This window comes from Vibrio nomapromontoriensis, from assembly GCF_050337205.1.
GTDB classification, from domain to species: domain Bacteria; phylum Pseudomonadota; class Gammaproteobacteria; order Enterobacterales; family Vibrionaceae; genus Vibrio; species Vibrio nomapromontoriensis.
This window is the reverse complement of the sequence record NZ_JAKJSS010000012.1, coordinates 110438-123729: the sequence shown is the minus strand read 5'-3', so window position 1 is coordinate 123729 and position 13292 is coordinate 110438. Positions and strand designations below refer to the sequence as shown.

Genomic DNA, 13292 nt, shown 5'->3' with positions numbered 1-13292 from the left:
GGTGACCCTCGGCTTAATAAGGGTCACTTATATACATGCAGATAGCGTGCCAAGTTTTAAATCTTCTTTTTTTTGCTGTTATTGCTTGGTTTTCCTATTAAGTGAATAAACTATACTCATATAATTTTTGCATAATGCAATTAAATCCGCAAAATGCAAACACACGCAATTGCAAATCGATAAAAACCCACCGTTAACAATAATAAATATGAAACTTATCACTAAATGCTACCGTGTTATTGCGTGCACCTAACAACCCAAAGCAATAAATTAACTTTAAGCTGACAGAGCAAGGGTGCCATTGTGGTCACTAGCGTTGAGTCTATGCTCTATTTTCAAGATTCAGCAAAGCCTTTTTGCGTGCCACTCCACCGGCATAGCCCGTTAATTGACCACTTTTTCCAATGACACGATGGCACGGTACAATCACCGATATCGGGTTTTTCCCATTTGCTGAGCCTACGGCTCTCACCGCTTTTGGGTTACCGATGTAATCTGCCAACTCTTGATAACTCATTGAATGCCCATAAGGAATATCGCATAACGCTTGCCAAACCTGCATCTGAAAAGGGGTTCCTTTTGCCGCAAGTGGGATATCAAAAGTCTTACGAACACCAGAAAAATATTCACTAAGCTGTTGCTTTGTAAGTAATAAAATTGGATGGTCCGCTTGCAACTCCCCCAACTGTTCTGGCTGGGTGGTATGCTCCTCAAACCACACCCCGGTGAGCCCCTGCTCCGTAGCCTGAATCGTCACTCGCCCCAATGGGCTGTCTACTACCGCATAAAATGTCATGAATGTTGGCTCCAACAATGTAAAGTGGCATAACTTCCCCACGGTGAAACTCGGCTCGCGACACACGAAGGGTGAAGGTCTGTGTATTTTTTCACAATAAGATCGGTGGCTAGTAACAAGTCTGGCTGAGACAAGCCACGTAGCTTCGCATAGTTCATCGTCCACGGGCCAATGCCTTTTATTTCAGCCCACAAATCAGGGGCGAGATTTACATCGTCGTTAAGGGCAGTAGCTAACCGCAATAATGTGTCTTTTCGGCTCTGAGGCATTCGCAAAAAGCTCAAATCATGTTGGATAACTGAACATGGATCAGGAAACACCTTCTGCCCAGATTGAGTTTTATTTACTGTATCAGTGAGTAAATTAACTTGTCCAATCGCCGCTTTCACAGAAACTTGCTGCCCCAGCACCGCTCTAACTCCCGCCTCCCATGTTGACCATACCCCGGGGATACGGATGCCACTATGGCGTACGAGGTTTGCATCGACGTTTGATAGATGACTTTCAATCGCCGACAGATCCGCATTGAGGTCGAACATACGTTTAATATTACTGACCATAGAATACAACTGCCTCGCATCTTCCACATCAAACTCGACACGAACGGTTTTTTTATCTTCGAAGTCCGCCCAAACTTTAAACCACCCTAACGTTCGATCCAGTTCGATATATCGCTCATAAGAGTGCTCAGTCACTCGCTCTATGCCATCAATGGCTCTAAATTGATAAAATGCCAGAAGCCGTTGCCAGTCATAAGCACCGCGGTAGGCAAGCAGCAACGAGTTACTTGCCCCATCAACACGCTGCTGCCGTCGCATATTCGTTGGATTGAGCTTCAATAACTTTTGAAAGGCATCATTAAATCGGCGAGTACTGTTGAAACCACAAGCAAAACCAATATCCGTTACGCTCATAGAACTGCAGTGTAGTAACTGCTTTGCAAACATGAGTTGCTGATATTGCGCATATTGCTTTGGCGACATACCAAGGTGCTTTTCAAATACTTGTCTTAAATAACGGCTACTTATACCAAGCCTCGCAGCTAAGCGCTCGACACTACTCTGTTGCAACGCGCCTTGCTCGATCAAATGGATTGCTCGCCGGAAGGTCGTTTCAACGCCTTGCCACGCCCACGAGCTCGGGGCGCTATCCGGCCGACAACGCAGACAAGGGCGGTAACCAGCCTGTAATGCCATTGGAGCATTTACAAAATACTCAACGTTCTCTTCTTTAGGCAAATTAGCAGGACAAATAGGACGACAAAATATGCCGGTTGTCTTCACGGCAACGAAAAACTGACCGTCAAATCGACTATCCCGAGACAAGCGGGCCAGTCGAAATTGTTCTATTTGTTGATGATGAATGCCTTCTTGCATCTTTGGTTCACGCCCGTTGAAGTCATTCGTCAAGAACTCGTAAGTCGATAAATCGTTCAATGATACCGCCATCTGTTGTTAAACTCCCTTGTACTGCACGACCATGCCAATAATTGTCATCGTGATTAGTACAATAAGTGTAACGCACCTTCTCATCTAAACTCGCCATTTTCGGAAGTGAATATAAAAACGTGACGAACATAAAAATGTCATCACAGCATCATATTTTCTTAACGATAAAAATGAAAAGTAATGGTTCGCCAAGATGTTAGCAAATCTATGTTTCATCGGGGTGAAAATACTGGTTAAAAAACCTGCAATTTCGTCGACACTTTCTATACTAGGTCAGTGTCAAACAGTTAACATGATTGCATGAGGTTATTATGTCTGATGTAGATTTTCGTCTTGGCAATAAGCCATTTTATGACAACAACAAATTTCGCCGTGGCTTTGCAAAATCTGGCGACTTTACGTTAGCCGAAGAAGAGATTTTAATTCGTTATGGTGCGACTATGAATCAACTCGAACAAGGTGAGATAGCACCTGAGAGCATAGTCGAACAACACTTTTTGCTGGTCATGCAAGATGAAAGACAGGCTGAAACTAAGATCGAAAGAGCATGGGTCAAGTATATTCATTTAGCTCGCGATCGACGACGATTTCACACATTAAACGGTAAAAAGCCAGTTGAAGCTGAAGCGAGTCGCGACGACGATGACGATGACGACTACCAGCAAGATGACGTGTTGGACGACAGTTTGGTCACTGAGGACTCAGATATCGCCGATAGATAACGCTCAAATAATCAGCCGTCATCCATGACGGCTAGATTACTTTATTCTATGCACGCCTTTGTGATTTGTTGCTAACACGATGTTCTTCATAAATTCTGCACGACTCATCACAGTTTTCGTTTCAGCTAGATACTTGTATACAAAGTGAAGTATTATTGTTCTATTAGTTCATATTTTGTAAACGAGTACTGTTACCTGATGGCAAGCCTGAAAAACTCTGTAAACACAAACATTAAAACCAAGGTGGCGGGGCAAACCCAAGATGACGTGGTCTATTGCCATATCTTTGATGCCATTTTAGAACAACGCCTACCACCAGCAACCAAGCTGAACGAAGAAGCCTTAGGCGAAATTTTTGGTGTTAGCCGCACGATCATTCGTCGAGCTCTGCTACGTTTGTCATTGGAAAAAGTGGTCGATATTCGCCCCAATCGAGGTGCCATTGTTTCAGCGCCTACTGTTGATGAAGCAAAACAAATCTTTAAGGCGAGAGAAGTGATGGAGCTAGCAATCACTGAGCTAGCGGTCAACAACGCAACACCAGCACAAATCGCCGAATGTCGAAAACTCGTTGCCAAAGAAAACAAAGCCTTTGCTGTGAATGACTATGGTTCGGGCCTGCGTTTGTCCGGCGAATTCCACATCAAATTGGCTGAAATGGCAGACAATGCGCCACTGTTAACCTTCCAGCGTAGCCTTGTGTCGCAAACATCACTACTGATTGCGCAATATGAAACTGGCAGTCACTCTAACTGCTCTCTAGATGAACACACAGGGCTTCTCGACGCGATTGAAGCTGGTAATGAACAACAAGCGCTAAGCTTAATGAAAGAGCATTTAGACCATATACGCTCCAAGTTGAATCTCGACAATGCCACCACCTCAAATGATTTGCATGTCGTGTTCTCCGATCTCCTTAAAGCAAAATCCTAATGCTTGCAGTGCCTCCGTAAAAGGAGGCACTGCGCAACTTCCCCAAGCCACCTCCCCATTTAAATTCGTTTTACTCTTTACCGATCATCACAACACAACAAACAGTTAACATATCAAACATAAGCTAACCTTTTAGATATCAACCACATAACTCAACCCTTTCATTATCAAAGACAATCCACCCTAAAATAATGTTGCTATTTTGTAAGAAAATAGTTGACCAGGCGGTCAGTTTGGCTAATTATTGACCCAAAGGTCAGAAAAATAATTAGTCTCTAAACGTCTTACACAAGGAGGTCTCTTGATTACTTTCCTACTCAATCAAGATATTAGACAAGAAGAAAATCTGTCTCCCAATATGACAGTACTGAATTACCTAAGAACACAGGTAAACAAAAATGGCACCAAAGAAGGGTGTGGTTCTGGTGATTGCGGAGCTTGTACTGTGGTACTGGGCGAACTTGTCGACGGCGAGCTTAGTTACCGCTCGGTTAATTCCTGTCTGACCTTTATTTCAGCTCTACATGGTAAGCAGCTCATCACGGTTGAAGATTTACAAGCGAAAGATCGCTCTCTTCATCCTGTACAGCAAGCCATTGTCGATTTTCATGGCTCACAATGTGGTTACTGCACGCCTGGGTTTATTATGTCGATGTTTGCGCTAGGGAAAAACAAACCTAACGCCAATAAACAGGATGTCATGGAGTCTCTCGCGGGCAACCTTTGTCGATGTACTGGTTATCGCCCAATTGTTGATGCCGCGTTATCTCTATGTGATGACACCCCACTCACTGACCAGTTTTCTGAACTCTCTCGAATCACCATTCAAAAACTGGAAAAGATCCAACAAAACGAAGCCAGTTTACGAGCAGGTCACCTTACCGCTTTTTCTCCTAAATCCACCGAAGAGCTGGCGAAACTATATCAAGCGCACCCAACGGCAAAATTGGTTGCTGGAGGAACAGATTTAGCGTTGGAAGTGACACAATTTCACCGAGAAATAGAGACACTAATCAGCGTCAATCTAGTCGAAGACATGAAAGTGTGCGAGGACGCGGAAAACGATTTAATCATCGGCGCAAACCTCCCTATCAGCGACGCTTATCAACTGTTGCAGCGCTACTACCCAGATTTTGGTGAATTGTTGCATCGCTTTGCCTCTTTGCAAGTACGAAATCAGGGTACGATTGGTGGCAACGTCGCCAACGCTTCTCCGATTGGCGATACACCGCCACTATTAATTGCCCTAGACGCCAAAGTACAGCTCCGCTGTGGCAGCGAAACCCGCACATTACCGATTGAAGAATACTTCATCAGTTACAAAGTCACGGCTCAAAAGCCAAGTGAATTTATCGAAAAAATCTTCATACCTAAACCAACACAATCGGGCTTTCGTGCATACAAATTATCCAAGCGATTAGATGACGATATCTCAGCCGTTTGTGGCGCCTTTGATCTTAAAATTGACAACGGTACGGTCACTCATGCTCGCATTGCCTTTGGTGGTATGGCTGCCATACCTAAGCGAGCCAACCTCTGTGAACAACATCTTGTAGGACAACCTTGGAACGAACAAACCATTGAACACGCCATGGCCGCTATAGCGGATGAGTTTGAGCCTCTTTCCGACTTTAGAGCCAGCCAAGAATATCGCTCAATGACCGCTTGCAACATGCTAAAGCGCTACTACATAGAAGAATCGAACAAGAACAATCAGATTGAAACGAGGGTAACGTCTTATGTCTAATGTGAATCACAACCCATTGACTCACGAAGAGATGGTGGCGCTAGTCAAACAAGATCTCAAAACGGGAGTTGGTAAAAGCGTTAAACATGACAGTGCACCCAAACAAGTCACTGGCGAAGCCGTCTACATTGATGACCGTTTAGAATTTCCCAATCAGTTGCACGTCTATGCGCTACTAAGCACACAGGCACATGCCATTATCACTCGTATTGATGTCTCTCCATGTTATGAATTTGAGGGCGTTGAAATTGCCATCACATCAAAAGACATCCCTGGTCAACTCGACATCGGCGCCATTCTTCCCGGCGATCCGCTACTTGCTGACGGTAAAGTAGAATACTATGGGCAACCTGTTATCGCCGTTGCTGCCAGCAGCCTAGAAGTCGCTCGAAAAGCGGCCCACGCCGCTATTGTTGAATACGAAGTCCTACCTGCGATCCTAGACGTAAAAGAAGCGCTCGAGAAAAAACACTTTGTCACGGAAAGTCATCAGCAAAAGCGTGGCGACTCCGCTAAGGCCATCGCCCAAGCGACCCATGTCATTGAAGGTGATATTGATATTGGCGGTCAAGAACACTTCTACCTAGAGACTCAAGTCAGCAGTGTCATGCCAACCGAAGATGGCGGCATGATTGTTTACACCTCCACACAAAACCCCACAGAAGTACAAAAACTGGTTTCTGAGGTGCTTGGAGTAGCGATGCATAAAGTCGTCATTGATATGCGCCGCATGGGGGGAGGCTTTGGTGGTAAAGAAACCCAAGCCGCAGCACCGGCTTGCATGGCTGCTGTCATTGCTCATTTGACTGGTCGTCCCACCAAGATGCGTCTATTACGTAACGAAGATATGACGATGACGGGTAAGCGACACCCTTTTTACAACCAGTATAAAGTCGGCTTTGATGACAATGGCGTGATCCAAGGCAGTGAAATTATTGTTGCCGGTAACTGCGGTTACTCACCTGATCTTTCTAGCTCTATTGTTGACCGTGCTATGTTTCACTCTGACAACGCCTACTACCTTGGTGACACAACCATTACCGGGCATCGCTGTAAAACCAATACTGCGTCAAACACCGCCTATCGAGGCTTTGGTGGTCCACAAGGCATGATGACGATTGAACATATCATGGACGAAATTGCCAGGTACCTAAACAAAGATCCATTAGAGGTTCGTAAAGCGAATTACTATGGCGACGAAGGACGCAATGTCACACATTACTACCAAACGGTAGAAGATAACTTCATGCCAGAAATCACCGAACAACTTGAGCAAAGCAGTGATTATCATGCAAGGCGTAAAGCCATCGCCAAGTTCAATCAGCAAAGTCCTATCCTAAAAAAAGGCTTGTCGATCACCCCAGTTAAATTCGGTATTTCCTTTACCGCGACGTTTCTAAACCAAGCTGGCGCCCTAATCCATATTTACACCGATGGCAGTATTCACTTGAATCACGGTGGTACCGAAATGGGACAGGGTCTTAATATCAAAGTTGCACAAATCGTTGCTCAGGAGTTTCAAGTTGATGTTGACCGTATCCAAATCACCGCAACCAATACCGACAAGGTGCCGAACACCTCGCCGACCGCCGCTTCATCGGGCGCCGACCTCAACGGTAAGGCCGCACAAAACGCAGCCATGACCATCAAGCAGCGGTTGATCGATTTTGCGTCCGCTCACTTTTCTGTTACACCAGAAGAGGTCATTTTCAAAAATGGCTTTGTGCAAATTCGTGAAAAGATCATGACCTTTGCCAACTTCGCTGAACTGGCATGGATGAACCAGATCTCTCTATCGAGTACTGGGTTCTATCGCACGCCGAAGATTTACTATGACCACGAAAAGGCTCGCGGTCGTCCATTCTATTATTTCGCCTACGGCGCATCCTGCTCTGAAGTCATCATTGATACGCTTACTGGTGAGTACAAAATCCTCAGGGTGGATATTTTGCACGATGTCGGCGCATCGCTAAATCCCGCCATCGATATTGGACAAATCGAAGGTGGCTTTGTACAAGGCGCTGGCTGGTTAACCACGGAAGAATTAGTCTGGAATGAGCAAGGTCGCCTGATGACAAATGGGCCTGCGAGTTACAAAATCCCCGCTATTGCCGACATGCCGATCGACTTTAGGACTGAGCTTCTAGAAAACCGCAGCAATCCAGAAGACACCGTCTTTAACTCCAAAGCGGTGGGTGAGCCACCATTTATGCTTGGAATGTCGGTTTGGAGTGCATTAAAAGATGCGATTGCGTCTGTTGCCGTAGATGGTGCTATCCCTAAATTGGATACGCCAGCAACACCAGAGCGTGTGCTCATGGCTGTACAGGCTGTCACCACACCGCTAAAAAACAATTCCACTTCAGCCAAGGGCTACCAACGCAGCGCCTAACACCGCCGCCACGCGGTCTCTTTTCAAAAGGGACCGCCTACTGAAGGGTTGAGGGATATTTAAGGAGAACGGTATGTTTAAAGACAATTGGATTCAAGCACTGGCACAACTTGAGAAAGACCATGAGTCTTGCGTCATGGTAACCGTACTAGAAGATAAAGGCTCGGTTCCTCGCGATGCCGGAACGAAAATGCTAGTCACGCATGATCGTATTATTGCCACCATTGGTGGCGGTCACCTCGAACATGTCGCCGCAAAAATGGCTAGAGAGATGCTAGACACAAGAGAGCAAGGGCTGAAAGTTGAGCGCTTCAATCTTGGCGCCCGTTTAGGGCAATGTTGTGGGGGAATGGCAACTCTAAGCTTTGAACCTATCGGCACAGCAAAAAGACATCTCGTGATCTTCGGAGCGGGCCATGTGGCGAAAGCCTTAATTCATATCGTGGCTACCCTGCCATTTCGCGTTACTTGGATCGATGAACGAGAAGAGGAATTTCCTGATAGTTTACCTCATGGCGTGACTAAGCTTGTCTCCGATGATCCCGTCGGTGAAGTGAGACACCTGCCATCAAACAGCTATTATTTAGTGATGACACACAACCATCAACTTGATTTTGAGCTGGCCAAAGCCATCATTGATAAAAATGACAGTGTGTACTTTGGTATGATTGGCTCCCTCACTAAACGCAAGAAATTCGATTTCAGATTGTCGCAACGTGGCTATAACCAAGACCAAATTAATAGCATGGTTTGCCCTATCGGCATTAGCGCGGTAACAGGTAAGCACCCTGCAGAAATCGCCGTTTCTGTTACTGGCGAATTAATTGCCCATTATCAAGGGCAAAGTATCGAGCAAAAGCGCCCAACTCATGGCAATAGGAATAATAACCGCGCGGCGGTACGCACCTCAAAAGAGAGCAATATCATAGACCAAGACAACAATATTGCCCCAAACGATGAAGCGCCACATCAACATATCGCGTAACCCAAGCTCGCCGCAATTGCGAGTGATTAGAATGGCAAAACTCTCACGGCACACAATGTGCTGGGCATGCCCATCACGAGCATCAGACTCAATACGCGTTTAGGTTACACACAGAATACATACACTGGTAAGCATGCTTGCTGGTAGAAAAGGAAATCAAAATGACAACGCAACGCAGCGCCTATCGCGCGAGCATACTCCATAGTATCGCAGACCCTAAAGAGGTCGATTTAGAACAGTCGTACCAATATTTCGAAGATGGGGTGTTAGTCGTAGAAAACGGTCATGTCATCGATATTGGCCCTGCAACAGAAGTCCTGGCACGCCACAGCCCATCCATGCCTGTAACAAGCTATCAAGACAAACTGATTACCTCTGGTTTTATTGATACCCATATTCACTACCCGCAAACCGGTATGATCGCCTCCTACGGTGAACAACTGCTCGATTGGCTTGAAAACTACACCTTTCCGGAAGAGCGCCGCTTTAAAAACCCTATCTATGCCCATAAGGTGGCAAAACTATTTTTAGATGAGCTTGCCAGTAACGGTACCACCACCGCTCTGGTATTTGGCACCGTTCACAAAGAATCGATTGACGTATTTTTCTCAGAGGCTGAAAAGCGAAACTTACGCATGATTGCTGGCAAAGTCCTGATGGATCGAAATGCACCAGACTACTTAACCGACACACCAGAATCCGGCTATCAAGCTTCAAAAGATCTGATTGAGAAATGGCATCAGCGAGGTCGGTTACTTTATGCCGTCACGCCAAGGTTTGCCCCAACAAGTACACCAGAGCAACTGGCGACCGTTGGGAAGTTATTAGAAGAATACCCCGATGTATACCTACATACTCACTTGTCCGAAAACAAAAAGGAAATTGAATGGGTACTTGACCTATTCCCAGAGCGTGACAGCTACTTAGATGTCTATGATCACTACGGCTTACTACATAAGCGATCCGTTTTTGCCCACGGCATTCACCTATCAGACTGTGAGTGTGAGCGCCTTGCAGAAAGCGAATCGGCCATCGCTTTCTGCCCTACCTCTAATCTATTTCTTGGTTCAGGACTCTTTAAACTCACCAAACTTGAAGAAAAAGGCGTGCGTGTGGGAATGGGAACGGATGTCGGAGCTGGTACCAGCTTTTCTATTCTTCAAACCATGAGTGAAGCGTACAAAATCATGCAACTGCAGCAAGAAAAGCTACATCCGTTCAAGTCACTTTATCTCGCCACTCTCGGTGGTGCGAAAGCACTGCACTTAGAAGATAAGATTGGCAACCTTGCCGTGGGCAAAGAAGCGGACTTTGTGGTGCTCGATCTCCATGCCACGCAGCTCATGCGCTTTAGAATGCAGCAAACTACAACGTTGGAAGAGAAGCTGTTTGTATTAATGAGCTTAGGTGATGACCGCACCGTATGTGAAACCTACATCTATGGCAATAAAGCGTATGATGTAAACCAGTCCCAATCCAAACGTCCTGAGAAAAAAATCGTCAATCTTATTTAGCGTGAATCTATAAGACTGACCATCCTCATCAAAAAAGTCGCCTTTGAATGGCGACTTTTTTGATTATGAACGAATTCTGAATATTCACTTCAGTCCTCATTAATTCAGCCTAGTGCATAGTAGCACCATCAACGAAACGCTCAGGCAGTGCTTCATTGGATTAGTCAACGACTCAAGAACATAGAGTTCTATGAATCCGTCGCTAAAAATACCAACGACACCGCCTATTAATAGCACTATAAACGAATACTATAAGTTCTGAGGTTCACATGAAAAACATCATCATCGCAACAACTCTTGTCCTAGCATCTGGCTTTGCAGCGGCAAATACGATGCCAGCTAACGGCGGTTTCAACGGCCCAACTGAAGGAATGCAAACGACCGTTGAGCAAGCGCTAAAAGCCAATGACGATACACCAGTGCAAATCACAGGCACCATCACTCACGCGTTAGGTGATGAAGACTATCAATTTACTGATGGTACCAATACCATTGTCGTTGAAATTGATGATCGTGTTTGGCAAGGGGTTGACGTAACACCGCAAGACACGGTTATCATTACGGGTAGCCTAGATAAAGATACATGGGAAGACGCGACTATCGATGTCAACCGCATTGTAATTGCAAGCAAATAATCGCAAGCGGATGGTTCGGTGACAAAGACTCCACAACGTGGGTTCTTTGTCACGTAAATTTAACAAGCGCTCATGCAGCCAATAGTGGACACTCTGTTTAAATTCGATGCAGATCGAAAAATACCATTTTTTTCTTGCCATAGGATCCGCCTAGTCAAACTCCTAAAATAGTCCACTACTCCAAATTAGCCTGGTATTTTGATATTAAAAACCATGTAGAGTGCTTTTATAGCGTGATACATCTACTATTTTCAATTAACCCTATAGTGTTAATCCACCGCACCTATTGATCTAGATCAAATCAATTCTTTTGAAAAACGTTCATGTTAATCACTTGTTGTTAAAGGTTAATAGAAAGGAAGCAGTATGGAACTTAAACAAGACCCAAGATGTTATACAGACGTTTGTATCAATGGAAAATGGTTTCATCACGATCACTGTACTACCCGAGCTTATATGCTCAAAGGCGGCAGTTCAGCCTGTATTGAGCTGGCCAAAATGCCGAAGACTGAAAATGAGTTGGTCGACTTACTTAATGACCTTTTCTAAATAACCAGTACCACTTAAATCATCGCCGCTTAACTGCGGCGGATTTCTAACAATAGCGCCCCACGCTAGCTTTACCTACATCATCTAATCAAATACCGGCAATAAAAAAGCACCAGAACCTATCGATCCTGATGCCTTCTTGTTCATTTACGTTTTACGTTCACAAGATACTACCTTGGGTACCTTCACGAGACATAAAGGCGACCTCACTAGCCCATCACTGTATTTGCGCTCCCTGTTCTACCCATTCGCCAATTAAAACACGTTCATCATCGGTCATTTGGGTTAAATTACCCAAAGGCATGACTTTGGTCGTCACTGACTGGGCGACAATGCGAGAAGCGTTAATTTTGATCTCCTGTGGAGTATCAAGCATGAGCCCCCCTGGCGCGGTTTGAAACGCGGCATGTGAAGGTGTGGCCGAATGACACACCGTGCAACGTACTTGAATCACTTGGTTAATCTGCGCAAAGGAAGACGCCGAATCCTCTATGGCCACATCGCTGCTCTGACTATCAGTGCTCACCACGTCTGTTGAGGTATCATTGGATTCCTTCTCGATAGAACTCTCAGTCACAGTGCTAGTGTGCCCAGCTTTCATTACCGATGGCTTATTGGCGTACGGCGAGGTAACGAACGCCAATGTGATCATACCTAATGCGGCGACGGGTATGGTCCATGCGAACTTTTGACTGCCATGGCGAGTATTAAAGTAATGACGAACCAAAATACTAAATACCGATAAGCCTGCTAATATCAGCCAGTTATAGTGTGACCCATAGGTACTAGGGAAGTGGTTACTGATCATGATGAATAATACTGGCAGCGTGAGATAGTTGTTATGTCTAGAGCGCAACAACCCTTTGGCTGGCAGACGTGGATCTGGCTCTGTATTCTCTTCAATCGCCTTCACCAGATTACGCTGTGCGGGCATGATAACAAAGAACACGTTACCCACCATGATAGTGCCAATTATCGCACCAACATGAATGTAAGCGCCTCGTCCACTAAAGACCTGAGTTAATCCATACGCCGCCGCGACCAAACCAAGAAACAGCACAACGCCCAGAATAACCGGGGTTTTTCCCAAGAATGAATCACAAAGAAAGCTGTACACCAACCAACCTACTGCTAAAGAGCCAATGCCAATCGCGATGGCGGTAGCAGAATCGATACCAGAGCCTGGGGCAACAAGATAAAGGTCTGCGTTGAGGTAATACACAACGCCGAGTAAGCAGACCCCTGTTATCCAAGTAAAGTACGCTTCCCATTTAAACCAATGCAAGTTATCTGGCATTTTAGGCGGAGCCAATTTGTATTTCTCAAGGTGATAGATGCCACCACCGTGAATCGCCCAAAGATCGCCAGAAAGCCCTTCTTTTGGGTTACTGCGGTTAAGGTTGTTTTCCAACCAAACAAAATAAAACGATGCGCCAATCCAAGCGACACCGACGACCATATGAACCCATCGAATTAGCAGGTTCAACCATTCTGTCATGTGCGGATCCATAACATACTCCTTCTTAGCAGCCTCAATCTAAGCGCTGCATTCATTCCTTTTAACCCAGCTT

10 protein-coding genes and 2 pseudogenes are annotated in these 13292 nt (G+C 45.4%); 8 read left to right on the top strand and 4 right to left on the bottom strand.

Annotated features, from left to right (window positions below; translation table 11 throughout):
* Positions 1-322 precede the first annotated feature (322 nt).
* Complete coding sequence (locus L4D05_RS16465) at positions 323-796, bottom strand: methylated-DNA--[protein]-cysteine S-methyltransferase (RefSeq protein WP_428752049.1); 474 nt, start codon at positions 794-796, stop codon at positions 323-325.
* Positions 793-2172: a DNA-3-methyladenine glycosylase 2 family protein gene (locus L4D05_RS16460; protein ID WP_428794713.1), complete on the bottom strand. Its 1380-nt coding sequence runs from the start codon at positions 2170-2172 to the stop codon at positions 793-795. The genes L4D05_RS16465 and L4D05_RS16460 overlap by 4 nt, the downstream gene beginning before the upstream one ends.
* A gap of 383 nt (positions 2173-2555) precedes the next feature.
* Between L4D05_RS16460 and L4D05_RS16455 the strand changes: the two genes are divergently transcribed.
* The 8 genes from L4D05_RS16455 to L4D05_RS16420 all read left to right on the top strand — a co-directional run bounded on the left by L4D05_RS16455 (position 2556) and on the right by L4D05_RS16420 (position 11721).
* Complete coding sequence (locus tag L4D05_RS16455) at positions 2556-2966, top strand: MaoP family protein (RefSeq protein ID WP_428794661.1); 411 nt, start codon at positions 2556-2558, stop codon at positions 2964-2966.
* A gap of 198 nt (positions 2967-3164) precedes the next feature.
* Positions 3165-3899 (top strand): GntR family transcriptional regulator, encoded by a 735-nt coding sequence (locus L4D05_RS16450; protein WP_428752051.1) that lies wholly within the window; start codon positions 3165-3167, stop codon positions 3897-3899.
* Between the two features lie 301 nt (positions 3900-4200).
* The gene (gene xdhA / locus L4D05_RS16445; protein ID WP_428794660.1) at positions 4201-5646 is read left to right on the top strand and encodes a xanthine dehydrogenase small subunit; all 1446 of its coding nucleotides are present in this window, start codon (positions 4201-4203) and stop codon (positions 5644-5646) included.
* Entirely contained in the window at positions 5639-8038 is a 2400-nt protein-coding gene (xdhB, locus tag L4D05_RS16440; protein ID WP_428794659.1) for a xanthine dehydrogenase molybdopterin binding subunit, read from the top strand. The genes xdhA and xdhB overlap by 8 nt, the downstream gene beginning before the upstream one ends.
* 73 nt (positions 8039-8111) lie before the next feature.
* A complete protein-coding gene (gene xdhC / locus L4D05_RS16435; protein WP_428794658.1) occupies positions 8112-9023 on the top strand; it encodes a xanthine dehydrogenase accessory protein XdhC in 912 nt (303 codons plus the stop codon).
* Between the two features lie 161 nt (positions 9024-9184).
* Positions 9185-10537 carry a guanine deaminase gene (gene guaD / locus L4D05_RS16430; protein WP_428794657.1) on the top strand — a complete coding sequence of 451 codons (1353 nt, stop codon included), beginning with the start codon at positions 9185-9187 and terminating at the stop codon, positions 10535-10537.
* Between the two features lie 269 nt (positions 10538-10806).
* The gene (locus L4D05_RS16425; protein WP_428794656.1) at positions 10807-11172 is read left to right on the top strand and encodes a YgiW/YdeI family stress tolerance OB fold protein; all 366 of its coding nucleotides are present in this window, start codon (positions 10807-10809) and stop codon (positions 11170-11172) included.
* Between the two features lie 366 nt (positions 11173-11538).
* Positions 11539-11721, top strand: coding sequence for a hypothetical protein (locus L4D05_RS16420; RefSeq protein WP_428752057.1), 183 nt, complete (start codon positions 11539-11541; stop codon positions 11719-11721).
* A gap of 217 nt (positions 11722-11938) precedes the next feature.
* On the opposite strand, the pseudogene L4D05_RS16415 reads toward L4D05_RS16420, so the two are convergent.
* Together L4D05_RS16415 and L4D05_RS16410 are read right to left on the bottom strand one after the other, a co-directional pair.
* Positions 11939-12205, bottom strand: a pseudogene (locus L4D05_RS16415) (urate hydroxylase PuuD); the annotation flags it as partial.
* 126 nt (positions 12206-12331) lie between these two features.
* Positions 12332-13231: pseudogene (locus L4D05_RS16410) on the bottom strand (urate hydroxylase PuuD); the annotation flags it as partial.
* Positions 13232-13292: the final 61 nt, after the last annotated feature.